Raw genomic sequence first — 26,538 nt, 5'->3', positions numbered from 1 at the left:
CTGGTCGAAGGCACGTCGGGCTGCGTTGCCCATGGCGTGGACGCCGGGTACCTCGCGGGCGGCGATGCCGGAGATCTTCTGCACCACGGTGTCAGCGATCGAGGTCTTGCCTTGGTCCGTGTGCAGGGGGCCGGCGGCCAGGTTCTTTGGGGTCTTGCGCGCCTGCAGTACCTGGCGCTCAGGTTGTGCGCCTGTGATCGGAACTGCCGCTACCGGGCTTACTACTGTGGTCTGATTGTCCGCCATCTACATCGGTGTCCTCGGTGTGGGAATGGATACGTGCACAGGTAAAGACGACGTGAAGCCAGATTCGTCACGCTGGTAGCTGGACATTTTTTCTCGCCGGTGTGGAGGCCTCCCAGCTGGCCCGGAGGAGGTCGGATCAAGTCCTGTGTGTTTGCTTATGGTTTCGGTGTTCATGCGGGCCCGGCAAGCGAATCGCACCGGATCCACGACGTCGTAGAAGATGGGCATACACCATGAACTCGACCCTGGACGTACCGGGCCTGCCCGCGGCCGACGACGTGGATAACCCGGATGAACAAGCCACCTTGGCGCTGACGCTTGGTGGGGGAGATGCGATTGTCCAACGGGCTGTTGGACAATCGCCAGCCGTGGTCCGGCGGGTGTCAGTTCAGGCTCGTGCTCAGTTCCATCGCAGGTCAAGGAGCTGGAGAGCGCGGACGAAGTCAGGCTCGGCGCCGGTGAACAGGCGATGCTCCACGTCTGTGAGGCACGCCGACACTGGTCCGTCGTTCGGGCGTTCGAAGACCGCCCACAGGGTCAGGTCATCCCCGTGCCTTGACTTGAAGCTGACACCGTTGACGTCGGTATTTTCGTACAGCCATGTCGCGACGCTCTGGGTCAGCTGGCGTGGCCGAGCATCCTTCAAGGCGGCTGCATCGAAGTCGGTCAGGCCAGGGGATAGAGCCTGCCCGATGAAGTCCGGGTAGAGGGTCGCAACGGTCTCGGATGACGCTACGACGCAGAAGGTGCCAGTGAGCGTTCCCGTGGCGATGCTTCGGGGATCGAGCCACTGCCGGGGGACAAGCCCGGGCTCGATGCTGGGGTACGCGTGCCGGTCCTGGTCGTCCTCGTGGATATCCTGAAGCTCGGCGGCCAGGTGGGCGTCCCTGCGGAAGTGAGCGAGTACCTCGAGGAGGCATGCCAGCAGGCTGGAGCCGGCGTAGATGGTGCGGAAATTTCCGTCGGCGTCGTCCCAACGGCCAGGGAACCGGCCGCCGGTGGCGTACTGCCAGCCACTCCACGCCCACGGATCAGGGGAAAAACCGACCCGCCAGACCGTTTCAGCCGTGTTGATAAACGTCAGCGTACGAGGTGGCAAAGGCTAGCCTGCTGCTGCAAAGGCGCGGGCAGCCGCCAATACCGCGGGGCCAGCGTCCTCGAGCCGTCCCTCGCGCAGCAGTCGTGCCGGTGGCACATCGTCCAGTTGCGGATTCATGCCCATGAACCAGGCCTGAACGATAGGAGCAGCATCACACTGACGCAGCAGCGCCGCCACATGGTAGGCATCGCGCAACCGCTGCACGACATCCGCAGACGGCCTGCGCTCACCATCAGCCCACTGGCGCACAGCCCGGGTTTCCTTCACGGACCCTAGATACGCCACCAGCTTGGCACCCAGAATCTCCCGCAGCTCACGCACGAGCTCGTCCTCCGGAAACCGGATGGAGTCCCGGTGGGCCTGAAGGTCCGTGCGCGCTCCTGCAACAGCTGTCATGCCCCAATGATCCCTCGTATCCCGCGCTGAATCCACGGCTACAACACCTCCTGGATCACACCCGAAATCACCGATAATCTACATTATGTCAGGTAACGGTCCGGGAAGGGGCAAAAACCCCTCCCCGTCACTCCCCGGCACATTCACGTCCATGGGCACCGCCGACCGGGAACGATGCTCGTCGATCTGCAGGCTGCCCGGCATGGGGGTGCACACGATCATCCCGGGGGCAGGCATTCCGGTCGCCCGCTGAGCAGCATTGCCCATCCCGATGCGCAGCTGCCGGTTACAAGGTCATGCGAGGACGTGTAGCCCCGAGCAGCGCAATCGGTCGTGCTCCGGCGTCGAGGACACCACAGTGCGGGGCTCGACTCCGGCCCGTGCCACCATCGGGCTGAGGCTGTTTCGGTCGGTAGGAGGCGCGGAACCGAGCCGTTCACGTCGGGGATCGTCCTCCGACGGCTCGCGGCCGGACGTGCGGTGATCCTCCTCCCCCGCCGTCCGTCGCCTGAGGCGCCGGTAGGGACCGGAACCGGACGACGCGCCCCGACCGCATCTCCCCGGTCTTCCGGAGTTCTGGCGTGCTGCGCCGGGTCGGGACGAATGACCCTACCCGGGACGTGGACCAGGAGGCATCGTTCTAGGACAGCGCGATTCACCGGAATCATCGCATCGGAGAAGGAGACGTTGCCGTGACCAGAAGGGATGTTCCTCAGATCGTTGTCGGAGTCGACGGATCCGAGCAGTCCGTCGAAGCACTGCGGTATGCCGAGAAGCTCGCCCCCACCTTCGGCGCGACGATCTTCGCAGTCGCGGCCTGGGACTACCCGGCAGCGGATCCGGGATTCATGCCGCTCGGCAGCAGCGAGTTCTCGGAGTCCGCACGCAGCGACCTGGAGAAGGCCCTCTCCGCTGCGTATGGCGAGGACCGGCCGGCAGGCTTCGAGAGCACGGTGGTGTTCGCCCACCCGGCCAAGGCCCTCGTCAAGGCCTCCGAGTCCGCAGTGCTGCTCATCGTCGGCCGTAGGGGCCACGGCACCTTCCGCGGCCTTCTGCTCGGGTCCGTCAGCAGTGCCTGCGTATCCCATGCGCACTGCCCTGTCCTCGTCATCCGCGAGGACGCGCATCACGCAGCGTCCGAGGCGTGATGTGCTTCCTCCGGCTGTCGACCGCAGTACGTCCGGCACAGCTGAAAGCGAAGCATGCAGGCGCGTCACCGGACGACGACGACGTTGCCTCGCGCATGGTGCAGGACGGCATGGACCGTGGAACCGAGCCGTACTCCCAGGGTATTGGTGCCCTTTGCGCCGAGGACGACGACGGCGGCGTTCCGTGCCTCCTCGAGGATGAGTCCCGGCACGGAACGCGCCACGACGAGGTCCCGGGTCACGGCGATACCCGTATGCTCGCTGAGCAGGGCGGAGGCCCGCTCCAAGGCCTCGTCCCCCACCGCGGATACCGGGCCGGAGGGTGCGTGCCTGCGGTGCTGCTGGACGTGCAGGAGCCGCACCGACGTCCGCAGGCTTGCCGCGAGATCGGCCGCCACGGCCACGGCTCTCTCACTCTCCGGCGATCCGTCGACGGCGACCAGGACGGCGTCGTGGTCGGCGCGGGCCTCGCGGACGACGACGACGGGGCAGGACGCGCTGGACGCGAGATGGAAGCTCACCGATCCGACCAACAGGCCCGCGAAACCGCCGAGTCCGCGGGTTCCGGTGACCAGGAGCGAGGCTTGCTGAGAAAGCGCGGTGAGGTTCCCGGCCGGTAGTCCGACGATCAGGCGCCTCCGCACATCCAGGTGTGGTTCCGCCTCCGCGGCGAGATCGCGGCCTTCGTCGGCGAGCTTCTCCGCCTCCCGGCGCAGGCCGCTGTCCTGAACGCCCGTCACGGGCCCGAGGTCATGGGTGAAGAGGGGCCACACCCAGCAGTGCACGACGACGAGCCGAAGCTGTGCCGCCAAGGCGTAGTGGGCCGCCCAGAGGACCGCGCGCTTCGCGCCGTCCGAGCCGTCGTACCCGACGACCACGGGTTTGCGCTGGACCTGACCCGCGCTGGTGTCGGCATCCTCGGTGCCCGGGATCATGCCGGCACCATGAGGGGTCGCGAAGCGGAGGGCTCACCGTCGACTCGAGGCAGACGGGGTGAAGTGGGCGTGTCCATGGTGGTGTCCTGCTCCCTGGGTGCGGCAATCTCCTAGGCGTTCATCGTCGGCCGGGCCGGTGCGCAGAGATAGGGCCGAAAGTCCCATCTCCTCTTCCGGGTCCTTGGACCCTGCTGCGACAGGGGGCGGCAGGTGATGATGGTGCGGGTGCAGGACGCGCTCAGCCGGTCGGAGCCCGGCCTTTCAGAGGAGTCGGACATGGACAAGGCCGAAGGTGACATACAGGACCGACGGATCACGGTGTTCCTCCTCGACGATCACGAACTCGTGCGACGGGGATTGAGGGAGTTGCTCGAGGGCGAGGGCTTCACCGTGGTCGGTGAATCGGGCTCCGCAGAGGAGGCTGCCCGGAGGATCCCCGCCCTGTCACCGGACGTCGCGATCCTCGACGCGAGGCTGCCCGACGGTACGGGGATCGAGGTGTGCCGGGACGTGCGCTCGATCGATTCCTCGCTGTCGTGCGTGATCCTGACGAGCTACGACGACGATCAGGCGGTGCGCGGCGCCGTGTTGGCGGGGGCGTCCGGCTACATCCTGAAGGAGATCCTGGGCTCGGACCTGATCGAGAAGATCCGTCGCGCAGCGTCGGGTGAATCCCTGTTCGCAGCAGGCGTGAAGGAACGGATCATCGCCGGGCTTCGTGATGCTCCGGTCGAGGATCCGCGGCTGGCGGGACTGACGAGCCAGGAGAAGAAGGTCCTGGCTCTCATCGGCGCCGGCCTGACCAACCGGGAGATCGGCGCAGAACTGTTCCTGGCCGAGAAGACCGTGAAGAACTACGTGTCGTCGCTGCTGTCGAAGCTCGGCTTCCAGCGCCGCACGCAGGCGGCGGTGTTCATCTCGAGGCCGGCGGAACCGAGATACCGCTAGCAGCCAGGGGGATCTCGAGGTGGACGTCGGTCCCTCCACCCACGGTGCTGGTGATGGACACCGTGCCCTCGCACAGTTCGGCGCGACGCTTCATGTTGGCCAGTCCGCTCGTCCGGCTGGGGTTCTCGAACCCGCGGCCGTCGTCGGTGATCCTCAACTCGAGGCGTCCGCACCGTGCACGCAGGATCACGGTGATCGTGCGCGCCTCGGCATGACGCAGCGCATTGGCCAGCCCCTCGAGCAGCACGGCCCGCACATGGTCGGCTCGCTCGTCGTCCACTGACGTATCCAGGGGGCCGGAGAGTTGCAGGACCGGGTCGAGGTCGTGGCCGTCGAAGGCATCGGCGACGAGGGAGAACACCGTGGAGGTGAAGGTCGGGGCGACCTGCGGGACGGAGCGGAGCGAGTAGATGGTGTCGCGCAGCTCCCTGATCGTCGCATCCAGTTCCTTCGTCACTGCCGAGATGCGGTTCAGCGCTTCCGCATCCGGAGTGTACTTCCGCAGGCTCTGAATGCTCAGGCCGGCCGCGAAGAGCCGCTGGATGACCAGGTCGTGCAGGTCTCGGGCGATCCGGTCCCGGTCGCCGAAGACAGCTTCCTGTTCCCGCTGCCGGTGGATCCGCAGCAGTTCGAGGGCCAGGGACACATGGGAGGCGAAGGTGCGCATCATCCCGTGATCGACATCCGAGAAGGGCGTCGCGCCGGGCGGGCGGCCGATGACGAGGAAACGCCGGTCCCCCGCGCCGGCGAGCCTGCAGCACAGTGCCGTCCCGATGGTGCCTGCCGCAGCCCCGGGGAGTACCGCCGCGACGTCCTCAGCATTCAGCAGGACCGGTGACAGGGTGGTCGGCAGCCGGTCCATCAGTCCGGCATCGTGGCTTCGTCGTCCCAGGAGGGCCGCGGCCTCGACGCCGTCGACGGCTTCGCAGATCATCTCCCGTTCGTTGCCGAACGTCCTGAGGACGGCGGCGAGGATACTGTGCGAGGCGTCGAGTGCATGGGTAGCGATGATCTCGAGGTCATTGCTGGATCCGTCGTGCTCCCCGAGGAGTTCCCTCACCGCGTTGAGCCCGCCTTCCAGCCATCGTGTCCGCCGGTTCGATTCCTCGAAGAGGCGCGAGTTCTCTATCGCGACGCCCGCGGCGGAGGCGAGCGAGACCACGAGCTGCTCATCTGCGGCGGAGAAATCCGTCCCCCCGTTTTTCTCCGTCAGGTACAGGTTGCCGAACACCCGGTCATGGATGCGGATCGGCACGCCCAGGAACGAAGTCATCTGAGGGTGATCGGCCGGGAATCCATAGGCGAGGGGGTGCTCGCGCAGATCCGAGAGACGGACGGGGTGCGGCTCGGTGATCAGCAATCCCAGGACGCCGTGCCCCGTCGGGAGCGGACCGATGCGCCGAATGTCCTCCTCCTCGAGACCGACGGTGATGAAGTGGCTGAGCATCCGGTCCGGACCGACGACGCCGAGGGCACCGAAGCGTGCATCGACCAGCTGACACGCCGCTTCGATGACACGTTCCAGGACGGTGTCGAGTCCCAGGTCGTCCGCGATGGCAGCGAAGGCAGCCAGGAGGTTCTCCACCCCCGCCGGAGCCGGTGGTTGCACAACCGCGCCCAGGGGCGGCTCCTCAGGGTAGGTGACCATGCCGCACGCTCCGTCGATCAGGACGAGACCTCATCGTTGGACGATAACAGGGTCGGCGGGCCCCGGTCGGCGTGGCGCCCGCTTCGTACTCCCGGTCCATGGACGCAGGACCTGCACGGACCGACGCTCGTGCTGCTCACGAATGCTGGGATCTGCTCCGAGGCGCTCCCGTCGGGTGCTGGGCGGATGCCGCCGCCGGTCCGGCTGATGGAGGGCACATCAGGGTCTTGCGGCCCTGATGCATGCCTCGGACGCACTCACGCCGTCGCAATGCTGGGCGTTGGTGACCACGCAGTCGACGGGGCGGCTGAGATTCTTCCGGGATGGGCTGCTGGAGATCTTCCCCGTCAACTACTTCGTGCTCGATGAGCGCGTGTACGTCAGGACCAGGGCCGACGGCATCATCGCCACCAGCCATCTGGAGCACGCTGCAGTCCAGACCCATTCCACGGACAGGACCACGCAGAGCGGTTGGACCGTCCTGGTGAACGGGCCGGCGGCCCGCGTCGAAGATCCTGAACTCCTCACCACGTTGTGGGGTACAGCAGCCGAGGAGCCGTGGGCGCCCGGCCTGCGCGACCTGTTCTTCGCCCTGACGCCCGCACATGTGCGCGGGCGCCGCCTGCACACCACCCACTAGTCGCTGTCGGGTACGGGCAGCCTGTCCGACGCTCACCCGATCGGCCGTGCTCGGTCCCGGTGCGCCTGCTGCGGCCGCCGCCATCGGCCTCTATCGGCAGCGGCGACGCAGGTCTACCGTGAGTGCATGTCGAGCCCTCCCGTATCCCCGGCCAACCACGACACCGATGCGACCGGCGTGCTCATGCGGGACGTGATGGGGCAACTGCTCCAGAAGCTGAGATACGAGCCGACCGCGAAGCGCGTCCGCGCCACGCTCGGCGGACAGACTGTCGTGGACACGACGCACGCGATGCTCGTGTGGGAGCCGCGCAGGGTCGTGCCCGGGTACGCCGTCCCGTACCAGGACATCCGCGCCGAGATCTCGCCCCGCACCCCACCGCCACCCGAGAACGGTCCGGTCGGATTCATGCTGCCCGACCTGTCGACGATTCCCGTGTTCGACCCGCGTATCCCCTTCGACGTGCGCACGACCGCGGGCGAGCCGGTCGGGATACGCGTCGCTGGAACGGAGGCCGTCGCGTCCGGATTCCGCGCACGCGACCCCGGCCTCGACGACTACGTGATCCTCGCATTCGCCGACTTCGACAGCTGGTTCGAGGAGGACGACGAGATCATCAGCCATCCGCACGACCCGTACGGCCGCATCGACATCCGAGGCACCTCCCGACACGTGCAGCTGATGCTCGACGGACACATCCTCGCCGACACCACCCGGGCGCGGATGCTGTTCGAGACGACCCTGCCCGCCCGGTACTACCTTCCGGTCGAGGACGTCGTGGCGCCGCTCGAGCCCAGCTCGACACGGTCCATGTGCTCGTACAAGGGCTACGCGACCTGGTACTCCGCGATGGTGGGAGACAGGAGGGTGGATGACATCGCGTGGCAGTACGAACACCCCCTGAGTGACGCGGCCGAGGTGCAGGGCTACGTCGCGTTCCTCGACGAGCGGCTCGATCTCGTCATCGACGGCGAGCAGCAGGAACGTGCCCTCACCCCGTGGTCGTGATATCGGTGGTCGTGTCACGGGCGGTGATCGACGTCGGCACGTCGCGTCGGCGGTGACCTGAGCACCCGGGGTGACGTGGGCTTCCCCGCCGAGGACCGTCGCGGTCTCAGGCCTGCCGCGGCGTCAAGGGTCTCCGCACCCCCCGGTCCTGTCCGGGAAGGCCCAAGGCACCGGCCGTGCCGACTATGCTCGCGCCATGGACCAGCAACTGCACTTCGTCACGGTCGCCACCCGCGACCTCGACGCCGCGCGATCGTTCTACAGCGGATTGGGCTGGTCCCCTGCGCTCGACGTCCCGGAGGAGATCATCTTCTACCGGGTGGCGCCCGGTCTGCTCCTGGGGCTGTTCCGCTCCGACAAGTTCGCGCAGGACGTCGGGCTCGCTGCGGCGCCCGTACCGTCCGGGATGACGCTGTCGCACAATGTCGGCAGCCCCGACGAGGTCCGCCGGCTGGTGGCCAGGATGGCGGACGCCGGCGGGACCATCCTCAAGGAGCCCCGCGACGGCTCCTTCGGGGGCATCTTCCACGCCCTGGTCCGGGATCCGAACGATGTCGTCTGGGAGATCGCCTTCAACCCCGGCTGGCGGATCGACGACGACGGGGGCGTCGTCATCGGCTGATGCCGGAATCAGGTGCGGCACCGGCTCCCCTGCTGTCGTATTCCCTGTCCGCCAGGTATTCGACGGGACACTGCGCGGGTATCGCAGGTCCCGGTCATATTTCTTCTTATTCGCAGGACCGCCCGTCTCCCTGCCTATATTGAATCCAGCTTCAAGAGATGCGGTCGGAAAGCTCCGACTGGACCGCACACCAACCCCATGTTCCTGGGTGGTTCGGATGACGAAGCGGCCTTCGCCATGGCACGTGAGTGCCCGTCCGGCGCGGGCAAGAGCACACCGAAAGGCACTCCCGTGAGCTGTAACGCCCTCCCCCTCCCTTAGCAGGCCCTGCGCGTCCAGCGCATCCTGTTGCTCCTTTCTCCCCTTTTCCGGTGAATTCCGCCGTGCGCGGCACCGGACCCCTCAGAGGAATTCTCCATGAATGCATCCGTAATTCCCCCTGCCCGGAATCACCGGCCGGTCCGCCGGCTCACCACGTTATCGGCCGTCGCCCTGGTGGCCCTTGTCAGTGGCTGCGCCGGGCCGGCGGCCTCCACCTCGGAGGCGGCCGGTGAGCCCGTGTCCGGAGGGGTCCTGGACGTGTCGATCTCGGCCGAACCGGGGTGCCTCGACGGCCACGGCATCTCGGCGACCCAGCAGCAGTTCCTGGGACGCCTGATCTACGACAACGTGGTGACGCTGGACGAGAACGGGGACATCGCGCCCTACCTCGCGGAATCATGGGACATCTCGGAGGACGGCAGGACCTACACCTTCCACCTCAAGGAGGGCGTCACCTTCAGCGACGGCTCGCCGTGGAACGCGGAGGTCCTCGGCCAGAACTTCGAGCACATGCGGGACCCCGCGACGAAGTCACCGCTCGCCGCCGCGTACATCGCCCCCTACGTGGACGGCACGGTCCTGGACGAGTACACCTTCGAGGCCCACCTCGAATACCCCTACACCCCGTTCCTCTACACCCTCGCGCAATCCTGGCTCGGGATGAACTCGGGCAAGGCCATCGCGGAGGCTCCCGAGACCCTGTGCCAGCAGCCGATCGGGACCGGCCCCTTCACCGTCGCGGACTACCAGCCGGGCCAGAGCATCACCTACACGAAGCGCGAGGGCTACGACTGGGCGCCGGAGTGGCTCGAGGGTGACGGCGAGGCATATCTCGACGGCATCGAGGTGACCCTCGTCGGCGAGCCGGTGATCCGGCACCAGTCCCTCGTCTCCGGGCAGTACGACCTGACCGAGAACCTCGCGCCCCAGAACGCGGCGGCTGTCCAGGCAGACCCGAACTTCACCTACGAGAACCTCCCCCGCACCGGCAGCCCCTACGTGCTGAGCTTCAACCTCAGCCGCGCGCCGTTCGACGACCTCGCCGTCCGCCAGGCCTTCGCCGCCGCCGTGGACACCGCTGCGGTCACCGAGAGCCTGGGCTTCGGCACCTACACGCCGATCGACGGGTTCCTCTCGAAGGAGAGCAAGTACTACGACCCGACCGTCGAGGGGACGCTCACCCACGATCCCGAGCGCGCGAACCAGCTGCTCGACGACGCAGGCTGGTCCGAGCGCGACGGCGAGGGCTTCCGCACGAAGGACGGCCGACGGCTGGTCGTCGAGGTACCGACGGTGGAGAGCTCGACGCCGAGTCCCCTGCTGGTCCAACTGCAGGGCGAGGCCCGCAAGGTCGGCTTCGACCTCCAGATCATCCAGCTGCCGCAGGCGCAGCTCAGCGAATTGCGCTACGCCGGTGACTACGACGCGCTGGCCGGCGTGTGGCACACCAACACCACCGACGTCCTGTTCATCCGGTACCACTCCTCGGAGATCACCGGCGAACGGATCGGCCAGAACTCGTCCTACGTCGACGATCCGGCGCTGGACGAACTGCTCCTGACGGCCCGCGGGTCCGACGACGGACCGGAGGCTGAGGAAGCGTACTCGAAGGCGCAGCACCGGCTGCTCGAGATCGTGCCCGGCGTGCCCCTCTACGAGAATCCGAGCCAGTTCGCGTACGCCAAGACGGTCCATGATGTCGCCGTCGACACGTCCCACCCCGTGCCCGTCCTGACCTACGCGTGGAAGGCGGAGTAGGTGCCGATCCTCCGACGCATCCTCACGCGCCTGCTGGTCGGCATCGGCGTGCTCTGGGGCGCGGCAACGCTGACCTTCCTCGCGGTCTACCTGATCCCGGGCGACACCGCTCTGCTGATCCTCGGCGGTCCGGACGCGCGGCCCACGGCCGAGACCCTCGCCCAGGTCCGCAGCGACTACCTCCTCGACCAGCCGTTCATCGTGCAGTACGGCAGCTACCTCGGCAACCTGCTGCAGGGTGACCTGGGCCAGTCCTACCGGCTCCGGCTGCCCGTCACGGATGCCATCGGCCAGCAGATCGGCGCGACGGCGGCCCTCGCGGCAGCCGCCGTCGCCGTCGCCCTCCCGCTGACCCTCGCCGTCGCCGTCCTGTCCGCGCAGCGGGCGAACTGGATCCGGTCGATCGTCTCCGGCGTCGAAGTGGTCCTCGCCGCGACACCGACCTTCATCATCGGGTTCGCCCTGCTGATCGTCTTCTCGTTCTCTCTGCGCTGGTTCCCGATCGGTGGCAATCAGGGCGTGGCGGCACTGGTCCTGCCGGCGTTCACGCTGGGCCTCGCCGTCTTCGGGGCGCTCTCGCAGGTCCTCCGCAACGAACTCGAGGACGTCCTGGAGCAACCCTTCATCCTCACGGCGAGGTCCCGCGGGATGCGCGACCTCCCGGTGCGTGTGCGGCACGCACTCCGGCATGCCGCCATCCCGGTGATGACGATGTCAGGATTCGTCGTCGCCGCGCTCCTCGGCGGATCGGTGATCGTCGAGACCCTGTTCAGCCGGCAGGGCATCGGTTCGCTGACACTGGCCTCCGTCTACAACAAGGACCTCCCCGTCATCATCGGCATCGTGCTGCTCTCCGCCGCGGTGTACGTGGTGGTCAACCTGGTGATCGACCTCCTCTACACGCTCATCGACCCGAAAGTGGTGACGGCATGAGCATCACCTCGCGCACTGCTCCCCCCGACGCGGTTCCCCTGGCGCCGACGCCTCCGGCTTCTCCTACGGTCCCCGTCCACCCCGTCCACCGCGGGGTCCGCGCCCGGCGAGCGCGACGCATCAGGCCCGGCATCCTGCTGGCCTCGGCCTTCCTCCTGTGGCTCGCGGCGGCGGTCCTGGCACCGGGTCTGCTCTCCCCGGCCGATCCGTACGCGGTGGATCCCTCCCGGAGCTTCGAAGCGCCGAACGGGACGGCCTGGTTCGGTACCGACGACTCCGGCGCGGACAACTACTCCCGGATCGTGCACGGTGCTGCCACCTCGCTGTACATCGGTCTCGGCGCGACGGCGATCGGCGTGCTGGGCGGGACGGCCATCGGTCTCCTCGCCGGGCTCAACGGGCGCCTGGTCGAGGCATCCGTGATGCGCTTCCTCGACGTCACCCTCGCCATCCCGGAGATCCTGCTCGCTCTGGTGGTCATCGGCATCATCGGCGGCGGCACGGAGAATGCGATCCTCGCGATCGGGGCGGGCAGCATCGCCTACTACGCCCGGATCACCAGGGCGCAGACGCACCTCGTCCGGCGCTCCGGCTATGTCGAGGCGGCCCGTACGCTGGGGCTGCCCGCCTGGCGGGTGCTCCTGACGCACATCGTCCCGAACGTCATCAAGCCCGTGCTGGTCCTGGCGACTATCGGGGTGGGATCCGCCATCGGTGCCGGTGCGTCCCTCAGCTTCCTCGGACTCGGCACGCCTCCCCCGGCCCCCGAGTGGGGTGCGATGCTCTCGGCGGGGCGCAACTTCATCTCCAACGCCCCCTGGATGATCACGATCCCCGCGGCGTTCCTCGTCGCCACCGTCCTGTCCATCACCGTCGTCGGGCGTGAACTCCGGCGCCGCTCCGAAGGAAGGCTCGCATGAGCTCCACACCGATCCTCACACCCGCCGCCGCCATCGCCGCACCGGCCCGAGCGGCGCCGCCCGTCGTCGAACTCGACGGACTGACGGTCTCCTTCGGCCGTGGCGTACACCGGCGGGAGGTCGTCCGGGACGTCAGCCTGGCGATCCGGCCGGGTGAATGCCTGGCGCTCGTCGGCGAGTCCGGATCCGGCAAGTCGGTGACAGCCCGGACCCTGGTGGGACTGACCGGACCCGGCGCCCACGTCGGATCCCGCAGCCTGCGCTTCGACGGCCGGGACGCGTCGGGGTGGGGAGAACGGCAGTGGAGCCGCGTGCGGGGCAGGGAGGCCGGCTTCATCCTGCAGGACGCGCTGTCCTCACTCGATTCCCTGCGGACCGTGGGCGCTGAGGTGGGCGAGGTCCTCTGCCTACACAGCACCCTCGACCGCACGGGGCGTCGCCAACGCGTCGTGGAGCTCCTGGCGTCCGTCGGTGTCCCGGAACCCGAGGTCCGCGCGAGCCAGTACCCGCACCAGTTGTCGGGCGGCCTCCGCCAGCGGGCACTGATCGCCTCCGCCATCGCGGCGGGCCCCCGGTTCCTCATCGCGGACGAGCCGACGACGGCGCTGGACGCGACGATCGCCGCCCAGGTCCTGCGGCTGCTCGGACAGCTGAAGGGCGCCCGGACCGGGATGCTCGTCGTCAGTCACGACCTCGCGGTCGTCGCAGACCTCGCCGACCGCGTCGCCGTGATGCGCAACGGCGTCATCGTGGAGGAGGGCAGCGTCCAGGCCGTCCTGCAGGATCCCCGGCATCCCTACACGCAGGGGCTGCTGGCCGCCATCCCGTCGAGGACGTCGCGCGGCTCCCGACTCACGGGAGGTGCCCGGTCCGTCCCCGGACCCGGAACGCCGGCCACGACGTCCACGGAGGTCGGCAGCCGGGACGACGCAGCCGCGTCCCCGCCGGGACTGCTGACGGTCGAGGGCATCGGCAAGAGCTACCCCGGGCCCGACGGGCGCCGACGTACAGCGGTCGACGACGTGTCCTTCGCCCTCCGCGCCGGGACCACCCTGGGCATCGTGGGCGAGTCGGGCTCCGGCAAGAGCACGGTGGCGCGCATCGCGCTGGGCGTCGAGGCGCCCGACACGGGTGCCGTGCGACTGCACGGCCGTACCTGGCAGGAGCACCGCGCCTCCCGGGACCTCACGGCGCGACGGTCCGTCCAGATGATCTACCAGGATCCGCTGCAGTCGTTCGACCCGCGCAAGACGGTCCGTCAGGTCGTGGGGCAGGCAGCTGCCGCCGCCGGCACTCCCCGGGGCGCCCTCGCGGCGCGGGTCCTCGAACTCCTGGACCTCGTCGGCCTTCCCGCGGACAGGGCACGCAGCCGCCCACTGGACCTCTCGGGGGGCCAGCGGCAGCGCGTCGCCATCGCCCGTACCCTCGCGGCCGATCCCGAGGTCATCATCTGCGACGAGCCGGTGTCCGCCCTCGACGTCACCGTCCAGGCCCGCATCCTCGACCTCCTGACGGACCTGCAGGACCGTTTCTCCCTGAGCTACCTCTTCATCTCCCACGACCTCGGCGTCATCCAGCACGTCAGCAGCGAGGTCCTCGTCCTCAAGGACGGCGCCATCCTCGACCACGGCCCCGTCGACGACGTCTTCGATGCCCCGCAGCACGACTACACGCGACAGCTCATCAACGCCATCCCCCAGCTCCCCGCATTCCGGAAGGACCAGGTCCACCCATGACACGCCAGATCGCCTTCAACCTGTTCGAGATGAATTGCGTGGGCCATATCTCCCACGGACTCTGGGTCCACCCCGAGAACAACAGGCACCGCTTCAACGACCTCGACTTCTGGGTGGAGACCGCCAAACTCCTCGAGGCAGGCCTGTTCGACAGCGTCTTCCTCGCGGATGTGATCGGGACCTACGACGGCTACCGCAACGGACCGGAGACGGCACTCCGCGAAGCAGTGCAGATCCCGAGCAACGATCCCCTGCTGATCATCCCCGCCATGGCGGCGGTGACCGAACACCTCGGATTCGCGGCGACGTTCTCCACGACCTACGAGCCGCCGTTCGCGTTCGCGCGCCGCGCCTCGACACTCGACCACCTCACGAAGGGGCGGTTCGGCTGGAACATCGTGACCTCGTACCTGCCCAACGCCGCGCGCAACTTCGGTCTCGCGGACGAGGTCGAGCACGACCAGCGCTATGCCATCGCCGACGAGTACCTCGAGGTGCTCTACAAGCTGTGGGAAGGTTCCTGGGACGACGACGCCGTGGTCGAGGACCGGAACCACCGCGTCTACACGGATCCGACCAAGGTCCGTTACATCAATCACCGCGGCCCCCACTTCTCCGTCGCCGGACCGCACCTCAGCGCGCCCTCGCGCCAGCGCACACCCGTGCTGTTCCAGGCAGGAAGCTCGACGGCGGGCAAGGCGTTCGCCGCCAGGCACGCCGAGGGGGTCTTCGTCGGCGGACGTGATGCCGCCGCCTACCGGGAGAACGTACAGGACCTCCGCCGGCTCGCCGTGGAGAACGGCCGCCGGGCGGACCACATCAAGGCCTTCGCCGGCGCCGTCGTCATCGTCGGCCGCACGCACAAGGAGGCGCAGCGGAAAGCGGACGAGTACCGGCGCCTCTCGAGTGCCGAGGGCTATCTCGCCCACGCCGGAGGTGGGGGCATCGATCTGGCCGCCTACCGCCCGGACGAGGTGATCGACGACATCCTCGCGCGTGAGGACCGGCCCGGCCGGGACCGGCAGCCGAGCAACAGGCGGCACCCGGCGGGTACGACGGTCGGTCAGGCCCTCGAACGCATCACGAGGTTCGACCGTGGCCCCTTCGTGGCGATCGGGACGCCCGGCGAGGTCGCGGACGAGATCGAGCGATGGGTCGAAGGCACCGACCTCGACGGCTTCAACCTGCGGCAGTTCCTCACGCCCGGGACGGCCGAGGACTTCATCGAACTCGTGATCCCCGAACTCCAGAAGCGCGGCCTCTACCGCAGGTCCTACGAGGAGTCGACCCTCCGCGAGCGCCTGTTCGGTCGCGGTACCACGAGGCTCTTCGACCAGCACCCAGGGGCGAGGTACCGCAACGGTGCCCACCTCGGTCCCGATGCCGGCACCATCGCGGCCGCCGCTACCGGGGCCTCGGCCCCGTCCTACGCCTAGGAGCGCCGGTGTCCACGATCATCAACGCCCAGCCGCGCAACGGCGGGTTCCCGTCCGGCCCGCACCAGGCACCCGCCACCGAGGTGCTGCTCGACAGATTCCGCCCCGTCTTCGCTCGCATCGCCGGGAGCGCCGCCGAACGTGAGCGGAACCGGACACTGCCCTTCGAGGAAGTGGACGCCCTGAAGGAAGCAGGGTTCGGCGCCCTGCGGGTGCCGGTGGAATACGGCGGATCGGGGGCGAGTCTGCGTCAGCTGTTCGTCCTGCTGACGGAACTCGCTGCCGCGGATTCCAACCTGACGCAGCTGTGGCGGGGGCACTTCGCCTACGTCGAGGGCACACTGATCCAGCCCCGTTCGGCGCACCGCGACCGCTGGTTGCTGGACATCGCCGCCGGGGCCATGGTGGGCAACGCCTCGAGCGAGTTGTCCGGCACGTCCCTGCGGGATATCCGGACGTCCCTCACCCCGTCGACAACCGGCGACATGCAGACCCTGACGGGGACGAAGTACTACAGCACGGGCAGCCTCTACGCGGACTGGATCGCCGGCAGCGCCGTGCGCGACGGCGAGCGCGTCGGGTACGCCGTCCGGGCCACGGCTCCGGGAGTCGACCGGATCGACGACTGGGACGGTTTCGGGCAGAGACTGACCGGCAGCGGCACCACCCGTTTCACGGACGTACGCGTGGACCCACGCGACGTGCGTTCCTACTCCCCCGACGCCCCCAGCCACGTCCATGCCTTCTTCCAGCTGGTGCTCGTGGCGTCCCTCGCCGGCATAGCCCACGCGGCGGCAGGTGATGCAGCGGCCTTCGTGCGGCCGCGGACACGCTCCTACGTGAACGCACCGACTCCCCTGCCGCGCGAGGACCCGCAGGTGCTGCAGGTCCTCGGTGAGGTCTCCAGTCTGGCCTTCTCCGCCCGGGCGGTCGTACTGGCGGCTGCCGACGCGCTCGACACCGCCTTCACGGCGGTCACCAAGGTGCGCCAGGGCGGGTCTCCCGACGGCGGGACGGCGGATGCCCGACCTGCCGGCGAGGATCCGGAGGAGGACGCCGCCCGGGCTTCCGTGGACAAGGCGGAGGTCGCCGTGAGCCAGGCACAGGTGGTCTCCGTCGACCAGGTCCTCCGTGCGGCCACCCACCTCTTCGAGGTCGGCGGTGCCTCGGCGACGTCGGCGGGCAGGGCGCTCGATCGGCACTGGCGCAATGCGAGGACCATCTCCTCGCACAATCCCGCCATCTACAAGGCACGGTTCCTCGGCTACTGGGCCGTGCACGGCGAGCGCGAGCCGCTGCCTCCGGACGCCTGATCCGGGGCAGGAGCGGACAGGCCGGGACGGGGACGAGCCGGCACCGGATAGCGTGGAGGCATGACCCCTGAGTTCCGCTACGACGTGGAGATCCTGCACCTGCTCGTGTCCGGGGCGCATGCCTACTTCGGACGGGCGCGGGACGGTGCCGCCGATGTCCCCACCCTCGACGCCGACAGCGTGGATGTGGTGGAGGGCAAGGGCATCGTCGGCGACCGCTTCTTCGGCAAGGCCGCGCACATGGACGCGGCCGTCACCCTGATGGCCGTCGAGTCGCTCGAGGCCATCGCGGCCGAGGTGGGAGCGGAGCCCTTCGACGCCCTGCTCCCCCGCCGCAATGTCATCCTGCGGGGTGCCGAACTGGTGCCGCTCATCGGCCAGGACTTCGTGCTGGAGTCGGGTGACGGACACGTCGGGTTCCACGGCGGACGACACGCCCATCCCTGCGCGTGGATGGACCGCGTCCTCGCGCCGGGAGCGCACAAGGCCATGCGTGGGCGCGGCGGCCTGCGCTGCCGACCCCTGTCCAGCGGTGTCCTCCAGCGCGGCCCGGCCGTCCTGGTCAGCCCGGTCCGCCTGGATCCGGGCAGGGCTTCCCTGCCGTCCGTGCTGCGGCCCTCCCGGCTGCCCTGAGGGATCAGGCCGGCACGGCGCCGGCAGGGGCGAAGGAGACATCGGCGGTGTCGTCGACGGTCGCCGAGCGCCCCGGCGCGGACTGGTACTGCCAGTACATGTTGGTGTGCCCGATGACCTTGTCCGGTGTCGGGGCTCCCCATTCGCTCAGATCCTCGGTGGTATGGGCGTCACCGACGAGGGTGACGTCGTATCCCCGCGCGAACGCACCGTGGATGGTCGAGCGGATGCACGCGTCCGTCTGGGCGCCCGACACCACGAGCCGGCCCACGCCGGATGCCGCGAGGACGTCCTCGAGATCGGTGTCCTCGAACGAATCACCGTAGGTCTTCCGGACGAGGGGTTCGCCGGAGGACCGCTCCAGCTCCGGCACGAGCTGCCAGGGATCGCTCCCGACCTCCAGCTCGGCGTCCGAGTGCTGCACCCAGACCACCGGAACGCCTTCGCTGCGCGCCCGCGCCACCAGGGTGTTGATGTTGGACAGCACCTCATCCCGCCGGTGGGCACCGGCGACGACGCCGATCTGTACGTCGATGACCAGGAGGGCGGTGTGGGGACGGTTCTGCAAAGTGGTCATGGCTGCTCCTTCGAATGATCGGCCGACCGTGGAGCGGACCTGCCGCGTCCTCGGGCTGGGAGAAGACTACGACGACGCACCCGGCGGGGACAGGAGCATCGAGGACAGCTTCCTTCCGCATCGGGTCGGCTCCCCCGACAGGCCCGGGACAGGACAGGAACAGTCAGGCGCCGGGCAGGCACCACCCGGCGTGTGCGGGTGGTGCCTGCCGTGGCCGGACCTAGCGGTGGCCGCCGAGGATGCCGAGCTCCATAGCTCTCGCCGCGCCGTCCGCCTCCTCCTGGGTGAGGGACCCGTCCGAGACCGCCGCGTCGAGCCGTTCCTGCACAGCCGCCGATCGGTTCTCCTGCTGCTCGGCCCGGAGCTCGTCGAGCGCACCCTGCACCGTGGCCTCGTCCAGTCCCAGTGCTTCGGCGAGCGATGCTGCGAGCGCGGACTGCAGGGCGTCCCGGTCCGGCGTGCCTCCTGCGTCCTTCCCCGCCCCCGCGTCGTTCCGGAGGGTCTGCAGGGCGTCACTGACAACCGACTCCTCGACCCCGAGCTTCTCGGCGAGGCTCGCCGCATCGAACCCCCCGTGGCGCCCGAACCCGCCCCCGCGGCCCTCCTCGCCCGGGGTGGCCGATGCGCTCGCCGACGGCTCGGGCGCCGCCCCCGCCGCGCTGGCCATCCCCGTGACGCCGAGGCCGGCCCCCGCCACCAGTGCGGCCGCGCCGAAGCCCAGTGCCATCTTTCTTCGCTGAATCATCGTGTCTCCTCGATCTGCCGCTCGTCGCGGTTCCGGTGGGGCCCTTACGGCCCCTGACCCACCTTCGCCATCGCGGTTGTGACCCTGCTTTCGCGATGCTGTGCACGACCTGTGACGCAGGACCCTCGTCCGCGCCCGTGCGACGGCCCGTCCCGGAGGACCACTCCGAAGGGCAGGCAGCGGCATGATTCTCCGCACCATCGATCCACAGGTCCCGCGGAGCGAAGGCTTCAGCGACGAGGAGATCGTGCAGATCGTCCGTGCCGCGGCCGCGCGCACGTCATCAGCGGCGCCCTCCACGCGCTCGCCTCGGAGATCGACGAGCGGGCCGCACCCAGCGCCGCGCTGCTGGAACCGCTCGCCCGAGCCCGCCCGTCCCGGTCAACCGGTCATCGGCCGCGGTAGGCCGCTTCGAGGGCTGCGATGTCCAGCTTGCCCATGCCCAGCATCGCCGCCATCGCGCGCTGCGCACCCTCGGCGTCGTCCCCGCCGATCAGGCTCGGCAGCACGGTGGGCACGATCTGCCACGACAGCCCGAACCGGTCCTTGAGCCAGCCGCAGCGGCTCTCCTCCCCGCCGGCCGTCAACGCGGTCCAGTAGTGGTCCACCTCCGACTGGTCGGCGCAGGCGATCTGGAACGAGACCGCTTCCGTGAAGGTGTAGAGCGGTCCGCCGTTCAGGGCGACGAACGGCTGGCCGTCGAGCTCGAAGGACACCGTCAGGGCCGGGGCGTCCGGTTCCTGGCCGGCGCGTGACAGGCTCACGATCCGCGAGTTCTTCACCACCGAGGTGTAGAGAGCCGCCGCTTCCTCGGCCTGGCCGTCGAACCAGAGGCAGGGGGTGATGGATCCCATGGGAGTGTCCTTCGCTCGTGCCGCGCTGCGCGTGCGGATGTCGCCTGAATGTAGTCCACGGGACCGGAACCGACAACCAGTAGGCTGGACGTATGCCCCGAGCCAGCCGCCCGCCCGCCAGGGCCGAGCAGTCCCCCGGCCGGTCGGCGGCGGCTCCGATCACCTGGATCGCGCTCGATGGGGTCCTGATCCTCGCCTTCGCCGCTTCAGGCCGCAGGACGCACGAGCACGGGGTGACCGTCGCCGGCGTCCTCGAGACGGCCTGGCCGTTCCTCCTCGCCTACGCCGTCTGCTTCCTCGCGATCCGCGCGTGGCGCCTCCCCGCGGCGATCCGTCCCACCGGGCTGGTCCTGTGGCTCGGCACGGTGGCCGGCGGGCTCGCCCTCCGCGCCCTGTCGGGCGCCGGAGTGGCCGTCAGCTTCCAGATCGTGACCCTGCTGGTCCTCGGTGCGTTCCTGCTGCTGCCGCGCGTTCTCGCGCGCGTCCGCCGGGGCCGACGACGCCGTGTACGGCCGGTAGCGTAGGCCCGAGTTCCCTCCCCTCCCTGAAAGGCACGCCATGATCACCGCTTTCGTCCTCATCCAGACCGATGCGTCGCGCATCCCCGAGAGCGCCCAGGCCATCTCCGAGATCGAGGGGATCAGCGAGGTCTACTCGGTGACGGGCGAATGGGACCTCATCGCGATCGCCCGCGTGAGCCGGCATGAGGACCTGGCGGACGTCATCGCCGACCGCCTCTCGAAGATCGAGGGGATCCGCTCGACGACGACGCAGATCGCCTTCCGCTCCTACTCCCAGCACGACCTCGACGCCGCGTTCTCCCTGGGGTTCGACAGCTGAGGCTCGGCCGCGCGTCCGCTGCGTGAGCGCCGCATCAGGGCCGCGTAGGGGCCGGGCGATCAGGCGGAGCGGCTGACCTCGACCCACCGCTCGAGTACACCGGCCGCGGCCCCGGAATCGATCGAGGCGCGAGCCCGGTTCATCGCCGAACGGATCCGGTCGACGAGACCGCCCTCCGAGCTCTCGTCGAGCGCGACCAGGCCCGCCGCCGCGTTGAGGACGACGGCGTCGCGCACCGGTCCCGCCTCGCCGGCCAGCACTGCACGCACCACAGCGGCATTGCCCCTGGCATCGGTACCCCGCAGCGCGTCGACCGGGACGACATCCAGGCCGAAGTCACCGGGATGCACCTCGTGCGCATCGACGCGCCCGCCCCGGACCTCCCAGACCGTGGAGGAGCCGCTCGTCGTCAGCTTGTCGCGGCCGTCGTCGCCGCGGAACACGAGTGCGCGGATGCCCCGCTCGGCGAGGACACCCGCCATGAGGGGCGCCATGCGGGCGTCGGCGCACCCGAGGGCCTGCGCGATCACGCCGGCAGGATTGCTGAGGGGGCCGAGGAAGTTGAACGCCGTGGGGATACCCAGTTCACGCCGCGGCACCGCGACGTGCTTCATGGACGGGTGGAAGACCTGCGCGAAGCAGAAGGTGATGCCCGCCTGCTCGGCCGTCCGCGCGACATCGGCCGGCGCGAGGTCGAGCCGGACACCGAGTTCCTCGATGACGTCGGCCGCGCCCGAGGCGGAGGACGCCCCCCGGTTTCCGTGCTTGACAACCTTCGCGCCGGCCCCTACGGCGACGAGCGACGCCATCGTCGAGATGTTCAGGGTGTTCAGGCCGTCGCCCCCGGTCCCCACGATGTCCAGCGTGGGTCCCGCGACCTCGATCCGGTGGGCCCGTCCGAGCATCGCCTCGACCAGCCCGAGGAGCTCACCGACGGACTCCCCCTTGGCGCGCAGCGCGATCAGGAAGCCGGCGATCTGCGTATGGCTCGCCTCTCCCGCCATGATGGTGTCCATCGCCCAGCGGCTCTGCCCGGTGCTCAGATCGGTACCCGCCAGCAGGGACGAGAAGATCGACGGCCAGGTGGGTCGGTCCGCTGCAGGGCTCGTTGTCAGGCTCACCGTCCAAGATTATCTACGAATTGTAGAAAGTCATCCCGGGGAACTTCCGCGGAATTCCGGGCGTTGGGGCTCCCCGCCCCGCCACGGCAGGCTCCGGGCGGCCGTTTCGCGTTGGTGATCGCCCCGATCTTGGGGACATAATGAGTCTGTGACATCTGCGACCCAAGCCCCCAGCGCCGCCCCGCATCCCGCGCTCAACCGCCCCAATATGGTCTCCGTAGGAACCGTGGTGTGGTTGTCCAGCGAGCTGATGTTCTTCGCCGGCCTCTTTGCCATGTACTTCACCCTCCGTTCCACCTCCAGCGAGCTGTGGGCCATGGAGACCGAGAAGCTGAACGTCCCGTTCGCGCTGATCAACACCGTCATCCTGGTGTCGAGCTCCTTCAGCTGCCAGTTCGGCGTCTTCGCCGCCGAGCGCCTGCAGCCGCGCCGGACGGGAGGGCTCTTCGCCTTCGCCCGCTGGGGCATGGTCGAGTGGTTCCTGCTGACCTTCCTGATGGGTGCGATCTTCGTCTCCGTGCAGGCCTACGAGTACGCGGAGCTGGTCTCCGAGGGTGTTGCGCTGTCGTCGAACGCCTTCGGATCGGCCTTCTACATCACCACCGGGTTCCACGGCATCCACGTGATCGGCGGGCTCATCGCCTTCCTGTTCATCATCGGCCGGGCCTTCATCGCGAGGCGCTTCGGCCACTTCGAAGCCACTTCGGCCATCGTGACGTCCTACTACTGGCACTTCGTCGACGTCGTCTGGATCGGCCTGTTCATCATCATCTACTTCCTTCAGTAACTACCTCCTGTAATCTCTTCTACTAGAGGTAGAATTCAAGAAGGACCTCCAGCAGCTCTGGTACCACAAAAGGCAGGAAGCATTCCGTGAAGGCACTCTCCCAGAGGCGGCGTCACCCACTAGCAGCATTCGCGCTGCTCCTGATGGCGCTCCTCGTCACCGGCGGGATCTACGCCGCAGCCAGCACCGCGAACGAGGCGCAGGCACAGACCACCACGTTCACGGCGGACGACGTCGAAGAGGGCAGCAAGCTCTTCTCGGCGAACTGCGCATCCTGCCACGGCATGGGTGCGACCGGTTCGGACGCCGCACCGTCGCTCGTCGGGGTCGGCGCCGCCTCCGTCGACTTCCAGGTCGGCACGGGCCGGATGCCCATGCAGATGGACGGCCCGCAGGCGCAGGCCAAGCCCGTCCAGTTCACCGATGAGCAGATCCGGCAGATGGCGGCGTACGTCGCCTCGCTCGGTGCCGGCCCGGCCATCCCCTCCGAGGAGATCCTCGATGCTTCCGCCGGTGACGCCTCCAAGGGTGGAGAGCTGTTCCGCGTGAACTGCGCGATGTGCCACAACGCGGCAGCCGCCGGCGGCGCCCTGACCGGCGGGAAGTTCGCCCCGTCCATCGACGGCACCAGTGAGCAGCACATCTACGAGGCCATGGTCACCGGCCCGCAGAACATGCCCGTCTTCAGCGACGCGAACATCGCTCCGGAGGACAAGCAGGACATCATCGCGTTCCTCAAGACCATCGAGGAACAGGGTTCACCGGGCGGGGCAGAGCTCGGGTCGCTGGGTCCGGTCTCCGAGGGTCTGTTCATCTGGGTCGCCGGTCTGGGCGTCGTCATCGCCTTCACGGTGTGGCTCACGTCGAGGTCGTCCTGACCATCCGCCCCCGCCTCGACAACGAATCAACAACATACCTGCGCATGCAGTACCTAAAGAAGGATGAGAGGGATCATGGCCGACTCTAGTCACGGTGCTCCGGGAACCTCGGTGACCGTCGCTACGCCAGGCCGGGAGCTGGACGAGTTCGAGAACCCGGGCCTCCCGCCGCACCGGCCGCGCCTCGCGGACCGGGACCGACGCGCCGAGAAGCGTGCCGAACGCCAGGTCGCCCTGCTGTTCTTCATCTCGGTGCTCGGCACCCTGCTCTTCTTCGTCGGCTACTTCGCCATCCCGCTCAACGAAACCGTCGAGCGCCTGCGCCTGCAGAACCTGATGCTGGGTCTCGGCACCGCCTTCGCGATGCTCGGCATCGGCGTCGGCATCGTCCACTGGGCGAAGACGCTCATGCCGGACCACGAGGTCACGGAGAGCCGCCACGAGATCCGCCCCGAGCGCGATCGCCAGGACGCCGAGAAGATCGTCAACGACATCCTCGACGAGTCCGGCATCAAGCGCCGTCCGCTGATCCGCAACACGCTTCTCGGAGCTGCCATCCTGGCTCCCCTGCCGGCCATCGCCATCTTCCGCGACCTCGGTCCCCTGCCGGGCAACACGCTGAAGCAGACGATGTGGGACACCGGTGTCCGCCTCACGCGCGATCCGAGCGGCACCCCCATCCGCGCCTCCGACGTCACCGTCGGCTCGGCGTTCCATGTCATCCCCGAAGGCCTCAACGAGGTCGAGAACAAGCTCGAGGAGAAGGCCAAGGCAGTCGTCCTGCTGATGCGCCTCGACCCCGAGGAACTCAATCCCTCTCCCGGCCGGGAGAACTGGGGCTACGACGGAATTGTTGCGTATTCCAAGATCTGCACGCACGTCGGCTGCCCGGTAGCGCTGTACGAACAGCAGACCCACCACCTGCTGTGCCCATGCCACCAGTCCACCTTCGACCTCGAACAAGAGTGCAAGGTGATCTTCGGTCCGGCTGCGCGTCCGCTGCCACAGCTACCCATCGAAGTCGACGACGAGGGCTACCTCGTCGCGTCAAGCGATTTCCAAGAACCCGTAGGACCTAGTTTCTGGGAGCGAGGCTGACATGAGCAGCTCAACTGCGACGCAAACCTACGTGCCGAAGACGCGCGTCGGCAAGGTCACCGACTACGTCGACTCGCGCGTCGGCGGCTCCGGGATCGTCAAGGAGTTCGGGCGGAAGATCTTCCCCGACCACTGGACGTTCATGTTCGGTGAGGTGGCGCTGTACACCTTCGTCATCCTGCTGATCTCCGGAACCTTCCTCACCTTCTTCTACGATCCGTCGATGGCGGAGACCCACTACGAGGGCAGCTACCTGCCCCTGCGGGGTGTCGAGATGTCGGTCGCCTACGCGTCCTCGCTGGACATCTCGTTCGACATCCGCGGCGGCCTGTTCATGCGGCAGATCCACCACTGGGCGGCCCTGCTGTTCGCCGCTTCGGTGGCCGTGCACATGCTCCGCGTGTTCTTCACCGGTGCCTTCCGCCGCCCCCGCGAGTTCAACTGGGTCGTCGGCTGCGTCCTCCTCATCCTGAGCCTGGCCGCGGGCTTCACCGGCTACTCGCTCCCCGATGACCTGCTCTCCGGCAACGGCCTGCGCATCATCGACGGCGTCATGAAGGCCATCCCCGTCGTCGGTACGTACCTGAGCTTCTTCCTCTTCGGTGGTGAGTTCCCGGGCACCATGATCATCGGTCGCCTGTACGTCCTGCACATCCTGCTGATCCCCGCCGTGATCCTGCTGCTGATCGGTATCCACCTGTTCATGGTGGTGCTCCACAAGCACACGCAGTTCGCCGGCCCGGGCCGCACGAACACGAATGTCGTCGGCTACCCCGTCGGCCCCGTCTACGCGGCGAAGGCCGGTGGATTCTTCTTCATCGTGTTCGGTGTGCTGGCAGCGATCGCCGCAGCCTTCACCATCAACCCGATCTGGAACTACGGCCCATACGACCCCTCCCCCGTTTCCGCAGGCACCCAGCCCGACTGGTACATCGGTTGGGTGGACGGCGCACTCCGCCTGATGCCGGGCACGATCGGCAGCAACTTCGACTTCGAGTTCATGATCCCGTTCCCCTGGGGCGTCAACGCGCTCTCGCTGAACGTCCTGATCCCGGCACTCGTACCGGCCACCATCGTCTTCGCCCTGATGTTCGCGTGGCCGTGGATCGAGGCCTGGGTCACGAAGGATCGGCGTGAGCACCACTTGCTCAACCGTCCCCGGAACGCTCCTACCCGTACGGCTATCGGCGTCGCCGGCATCGTGTTCTACTGCGTGCTGTGGGCAGCTGCCAGCTCGGACCTCATCGCCACGCACTTCCTGGTGTCGCTGAACGACGTCACGTACTGGCTGCGCTTCCTCGTGATCTTCGGCCCGATCCTCGCCTTCATGGCGACGCGCCGCATCGCCTTGGCGCTGCAGCGCAAGGACCGCGAGATCGCCCTCCACGGTCGCGAGACCGGACGCATCGTCCGCCTCCCGCACGGCGAGTTCATCGAGGTCCACGAGCCGGTCGACGACTACAAGCGCTACACGCTCGTCAGCTTCGACTCTCCGGAGGTGACGGTTCCCAAGGCCGACGCTGACGGGAAGATCGGCCTGCTCGACAAGGTCCACGGACGCGTGTCCCGGTTCTTCTTCGAGGACCGCGTCGCCCCCGTGACGCCGAAGGAGCTCTCGGCCTCCCACGGCGACCACCACGACGAGATTGCGGGCGCGAAGGACCGGGAGTCCATCGCCAGCCACTAGGGGCCATCAGCCCCGAGGGTACGAGGAAGGGCCCGGACGGAGACGTCCGGGCCCTTTCCCGTTCCCAGGACGGAACGCGCCCTCGGCGGGAAGCTCTGGTCCCCGCTCCGGTAGATCAGCCGGGTATCGAAGGCGTGAAACGAGCTCGCCTGTCCGTAGGTTCCCGCACATCCTTGTTACGAGAGTGCTACGGGGTCTATCGTTCTCCCTG

Annotated in this window: 27 protein-coding genes and 1 riboswitch; of the genes, 18 read left to right on the top strand and 9 right to left on the bottom strand. The window is 68.4% G+C overall.

The window, feature by feature from the left end; all coding sequences use genetic code 11:
- The 3 genes from ACX80L_RS17620 to ACX80L_RS17610 all read right to left on the bottom strand — a co-directional run.
- On the bottom strand, positions 1–246 hold a 246-nt coding region (locus tag ACX80L_RS17620), incomplete at its 3' end, for an Asp23/Gls24 family envelope stress response protein (protein ID WP_459291354.1).
- Positions 247–646: 400 nt separating this feature from the next.
- Positions 647–1,345, bottom strand: a complete 699-nt coding sequence (locus ACX80L_RS17615) for an RES family NAD+ phosphorylase (RefSeq protein WP_459291352.1) — start codon at positions 1,343–1,345, stop codon at positions 647–649.
- 3 nt (positions 1,346–1,348) lie between these two features.
- Positions 1,349–1,741, bottom strand: a complete 393-nt coding sequence (locus ACX80L_RS17610; RefSeq protein ID WP_459291350.1) for a hypothetical protein — start codon at positions 1,739–1,741, stop codon at positions 1,349–1,351.
- A gap of 692 nt (positions 1,742–2,433) precedes the next feature.
- On the opposite strand from ACX80L_RS17610, the gene ACX80L_RS17605 reads away from it, so the two are divergent.
- Positions 2,434–2,889 carry a universal stress protein gene (locus ACX80L_RS17605; protein WP_133080517.1) on the top strand — a complete coding sequence of 152 codons (456 nt, stop codon included), beginning with the start codon at positions 2,434–2,436 and terminating at the stop codon, positions 2,887–2,889.
- A gap of 65 nt (positions 2,890–2,954) precedes the next feature.
- On the opposite strand, the gene ACX80L_RS17600 is transcribed toward ACX80L_RS17605, so the two are convergent.
- On the bottom strand, positions 2,955–3,824 hold the full coding sequence (locus tag ACX80L_RS17600) for a universal stress protein (protein ID WP_208739424.1): 870 nt from the start codon (positions 3,822–3,824) through the stop codon (positions 2,955–2,957).
- A gap of 276 nt (positions 3,825–4,100) precedes the next feature.
- Here ACX80L_RS17600 and ACX80L_RS17595 point away from each other — a divergent pair, with 276 nt between their 5' ends.
- A complete protein-coding gene (locus ACX80L_RS17595) occupies positions 4,101–4,772 on the top strand; it encodes a response regulator (RefSeq protein ID WP_459291348.1) in 672 nt (223 codons plus the stop codon).
- On the opposite strand, the gene ACX80L_RS17590 is transcribed toward ACX80L_RS17595, so the two are convergent.
- Positions 4,738–6,420, bottom strand: a complete 1,683-nt coding sequence (locus tag ACX80L_RS17590) for a GAF domain-containing sensor histidine kinase (protein WP_459291346.1) — start codon at positions 6,418–6,420, stop codon at positions 4,738–4,740. The genes ACX80L_RS17595 and ACX80L_RS17590 overlap by 35 nt on opposite strands.
- Positions 6,421–6,658: 238 nt before the next feature.
- Between ACX80L_RS17590 and ACX80L_RS17585 the strand changes: the two genes are divergently transcribed.
- The 10 genes from ACX80L_RS17585 (at position 6,659) to ACX80L_RS17540 (ending at position 17,740) form a co-directional block, all read left to right on the top strand.
- Positions 6,659–7,060, top strand: a complete 402-nt coding sequence (locus ACX80L_RS17585; protein WP_459291344.1) for a pyridoxamine 5'-phosphate oxidase family protein — start codon at positions 6,659–6,661, stop codon at positions 7,058–7,060.
- A gap of 126 nt (positions 7,061–7,186) precedes the next feature.
- A complete protein-coding gene (locus tag ACX80L_RS17580) occupies positions 7,187–8,068 on the top strand; it encodes a DUF427 domain-containing protein (protein WP_459291342.1) in 882 nt (293 codons plus the stop codon).
- A 196-nt stretch (positions 8,069–8,264) separates the two neighbouring features.
- Complete coding sequence (locus ACX80L_RS17575; RefSeq protein WP_459291340.1) at positions 8,265–8,690, top strand: VOC family protein; 426 nt, start codon at positions 8,265–8,267, stop codon at positions 8,688–8,690.
- A 149-nt stretch (positions 8,691–8,839) separates the two neighbouring features.
- A riboswitch (SAM riboswitch) is annotated at positions 8,840–8,968 on the top strand.
- Between the two features lie 139 nt (positions 8,969–9,107).
- Positions 9,108–10,769 carry an ABC transporter substrate-binding protein gene (locus ACX80L_RS17570; RefSeq protein ID WP_459291338.1) on the top strand — a complete coding sequence of 554 codons (1,662 nt, stop codon included), beginning with the start codon at positions 9,108–9,110 and terminating at the stop codon, positions 10,767–10,769.
- Positions 10,770–11,702, top strand: a complete 933-nt coding sequence (locus ACX80L_RS17565; RefSeq protein ID WP_459291336.1) for an ABC transporter permease — start codon at positions 10,770–10,772, stop codon at positions 11,700–11,702.
- Positions 11,699–12,622 (top strand): ABC transporter permease, encoded by a 924-nt coding sequence (locus tag ACX80L_RS17560; RefSeq protein ID WP_459291334.1) that lies wholly within the window; start codon positions 11,699–11,701, stop codon positions 12,620–12,622. Before ACX80L_RS17565 ends, ACX80L_RS17560 begins: the two co-directional genes overlap by 4 nt.
- Positions 12,619–14,358, top strand: coding sequence for a dipeptide ABC transporter ATP-binding protein (locus ACX80L_RS17555; RefSeq protein ID WP_459291332.1), 1,740 nt, complete (start codon positions 12,619–12,621; stop codon positions 14,356–14,358). Before ACX80L_RS17560 ends, ACX80L_RS17555 begins: the two co-directional genes overlap by 4 nt.
- Positions 14,355–15,794: an LLM class flavin-dependent oxidoreductase gene (locus tag ACX80L_RS17550; RefSeq protein ID WP_208739417.1), complete on the top strand. Its 1,440-nt coding sequence runs from the start codon at positions 14,355–14,357 to the stop codon at positions 15,792–15,794. Before ACX80L_RS17555 ends, ACX80L_RS17550 begins: the two co-directional genes overlap by 4 nt.
- 8 nt (positions 15,795–15,802) lie before the next feature.
- On the top strand, positions 15,803–17,107 hold the full coding sequence (locus ACX80L_RS17545) for an acyl-CoA dehydrogenase family protein (RefSeq protein WP_459291330.1): 1,305 nt from the start codon (positions 15,803–15,805) through the stop codon (positions 17,105–17,107).
- Positions 17,108–17,167: 60 nt separating this feature from the next.
- Positions 17,168–17,740, top strand: a complete 573-nt coding sequence (locus tag ACX80L_RS17540) for an MOSC domain-containing protein (protein WP_133080529.1) — start codon at positions 17,168–17,170, stop codon at positions 17,738–17,740.
- Between the two features lie 4 nt (positions 17,741–17,744).
- On the opposite strand, the gene ACX80L_RS17535 is transcribed toward ACX80L_RS17540, so the two are convergent.
- From ACX80L_RS17535 to ACX80L_RS17525, 3 genes are all read right to left on the bottom strand, one after another.
- Complete coding sequence (locus ACX80L_RS17535) at positions 17,745–18,317, bottom strand: cysteine hydrolase family protein (RefSeq protein ID WP_459291328.1); 573 nt, start codon at positions 18,315–18,317, stop codon at positions 17,745–17,747.
- 220 nt (positions 18,318–18,537) lie between these two features.
- A complete protein-coding gene (locus ACX80L_RS17530) occupies positions 18,538–19,062 on the bottom strand; it encodes a hypothetical protein (protein ID WP_459291326.1) in 525 nt (174 codons plus the stop codon).
- 389 nt (positions 19,063–19,451) lie between these two features.
- Positions 19,452–19,916, bottom strand: coding sequence for a VOC family protein (locus ACX80L_RS17525; protein WP_459291324.1), 465 nt, complete (start codon positions 19,914–19,916; stop codon positions 19,452–19,454).
- Positions 19,917–20,008: 92 nt separating this feature from the next.
- On the opposite strand from ACX80L_RS17525, the gene ACX80L_RS17520 reads away from it, so the two are divergent.
- On the top strand, positions 20,009–20,440 hold the full coding sequence (locus tag ACX80L_RS17520; protein ID WP_459291322.1) for a DUF3054 domain-containing protein: 432 nt from the start codon (positions 20,009–20,011) through the stop codon (positions 20,438–20,440).
- 34 nt (positions 20,441–20,474) lie between these two features.
- On the top strand, positions 20,475–20,756 hold the full coding sequence (locus ACX80L_RS17515; RefSeq protein WP_055771154.1) for an Lrp/AsnC family transcriptional regulator: 282 nt from the start codon (positions 20,475–20,477) through the stop codon (positions 20,754–20,756).
- A gap of 59 nt (positions 20,757–20,815) precedes the next feature.
- On the opposite strand, the gene trpD is transcribed toward ACX80L_RS17515, so the two are convergent.
- Positions 20,816–21,877 (bottom strand): anthranilate phosphoribosyltransferase, encoded by a 1,062-nt coding sequence (trpD, locus tag ACX80L_RS17510; protein ID WP_459291320.1) that lies wholly within the window; start codon positions 21,875–21,877, stop codon positions 20,816–20,818.
- 148 nt (positions 21,878–22,025) lie between these two features.
- On the opposite strand from trpD, the gene ctaE reads away from it, so the two are divergent.
- The 4 genes from ctaE to qcrB all read left to right on the top strand — a co-directional run bounded on the left by ctaE (position 22,026) and on the right by qcrB (position 26,327).
- Positions 22,026–22,664 (top strand): aa3-type cytochrome oxidase subunit III, encoded by a 639-nt coding sequence (gene ctaE / locus ACX80L_RS17505; RefSeq protein ID WP_133080535.1) that lies wholly within the window; start codon positions 22,026–22,028, stop codon positions 22,662–22,664.
- Positions 22,665–22,750: 86 nt separating this feature from the next.
- The gene (gene qcrC, locus ACX80L_RS17500; RefSeq protein ID WP_133080536.1) at positions 22,751–23,542 is read left to right on the top strand and encodes a cytochrome bc1 complex diheme cytochrome c subunit; all 792 of its coding nucleotides are present in this window, start codon (positions 22,751–22,753) and stop codon (positions 23,540–23,542) included.
- 75 nt (positions 23,543–23,617) lie between these two features.
- On the top strand, positions 23,618–24,640 hold the full coding sequence (gene qcrA, locus ACX80L_RS17495; protein ID WP_133080537.1) for a cytochrome bc1 complex Rieske iron-sulfur subunit: 1,023 nt from the start codon (positions 23,618–23,620) through the stop codon (positions 24,638–24,640).
- A 1-nt stretch (position 24,641) separates the two neighbouring features.
- Positions 24,642–26,327, top strand: a complete 1,686-nt coding sequence (qcrB, locus tag ACX80L_RS17490) for a cytochrome bc1 complex cytochrome b subunit (RefSeq protein ID WP_133080538.1) — start codon at positions 24,642–24,644, stop codon at positions 26,325–26,327.
- Positions 26,328–26,538: the final 211 nt, after the last annotated feature.

Source organism: Arthrobacter sp. MDT1-48-3, assembly GCF_054511015.1.
Note: the sequence above shows the minus strand (reverse complement) of the source record. Positions and strands in the feature narration are given on the sequence as shown.

Bases quoted from the DNA above. Each gene is read 5' to 3' on its own strand.
- ACX80L_RS17610 (WP_459291350.1), bottom strand. From the start codon at position 1,741: ATGACAGCTGTTGCAGGAGCGCGCACGGACCTTCAGGCCCACCGGGAC.
- ACX80L_RS17600 (WP_208739424.1), bottom strand. From the start codon at position 3,824: ATGATCCCGGGCACCGAGGATGCCGACACCAGCGCGGGTCAGGTCCAG.
- ACX80L_RS17595 (WP_459291348.1), top strand. From the start codon at position 4,101: ATGGACAAGGCCGAAGGTGACATACAGGACCGACGGATCACGGTGTTC.
- ACX80L_RS17590 (WP_459291346.1), bottom strand. From the start codon at position 6,420: ATGGTCACCTACCCTGAGGAGCCGCCCCTGGGCGCGGTTGTGCAACCA.
- ACX80L_RS17585 (WP_459291344.1), top strand. From the start codon at position 6,659: ATGCATGCCTCGGACGCACTCACGCCGTCGCAATGCTGGGCGTTGGTG.
- ACX80L_RS17580 (WP_459291342.1), top strand. From the start codon at position 7,187: ATGTCGAGCCCTCCCGTATCCCCGGCCAACCACGACACCGATGCGACC.
- ACX80L_RS17575 (WP_459291340.1), top strand. From the start codon at position 8,265: ATGGACCAGCAACTGCACTTCGTCACGGTCGCCACCCGCGACCTCGAC.
- ACX80L_RS17570 (WP_459291338.1), top strand. From the start codon at position 9,108: ATGAATGCATCCGTAATTCCCCCTGCCCGGAATCACCGGCCGGTCCGC.
- ACX80L_RS17560 (WP_459291334.1), top strand. From the start codon at position 11,699: ATGAGCATCACCTCGCGCACTGCTCCCCCCGACGCGGTTCCCCTGGCG.
- ACX80L_RS17555 (WP_459291332.1), top strand. From the start codon at position 12,619: ATGAGCTCCACACCGATCCTCACACCCGCCGCCGCCATCGCCGCACCG.
- ACX80L_RS17550 (WP_208739417.1), top strand. From the start codon at position 14,355: ATGACACGCCAGATCGCCTTCAACCTGTTCGAGATGAATTGCGTGGGC.
- ACX80L_RS17540 (WP_133080529.1), top strand. From the start codon at position 17,168: ATGACCCCTGAGTTCCGCTACGACGTGGAGATCCTGCACCTGCTCGTG.
- ACX80L_RS17535 (WP_459291328.1), bottom strand. From the start codon at position 18,317: ATGACCACTTTGCAGAACCGTCCCCACACCGCCCTCCTGGTCATCGAC.
- ACX80L_RS17530 (WP_459291326.1), bottom strand. From the start codon at position 19,062: ATGATTCAGCGAAGAAAGATGGCACTGGGCTTCGGCGCGGCCGCACTG.
- ACX80L_RS17525 (WP_459291324.1), bottom strand. From the start codon at position 19,916: ATGGGATCCATCACCCCCTGCCTCTGGTTCGACGGCCAGGCCGAGGAA.
- ACX80L_RS17520 (WP_459291322.1), top strand. From the start codon at position 20,009: ATGCCCCGAGCCAGCCGCCCGCCCGCCAGGGCCGAGCAGTCCCCCGGC.
- ACX80L_RS17515 (WP_055771154.1), top strand. From the start codon at position 20,475: ATGATCACCGCTTTCGTCCTCATCCAGACCGATGCGTCGCGCATCCCC.
- qcrA (WP_133080537.1), top strand. From the start codon at position 23,618: ATGGCCGACTCTAGTCACGGTGCTCCGGGAACCTCGGTGACCGTCGCT.
- qcrB (WP_133080538.1), top strand. From the start codon at position 24,642: ATGAGCAGCTCAACTGCGACGCAAACCTACGTGCCGAAGACGCGCGTC.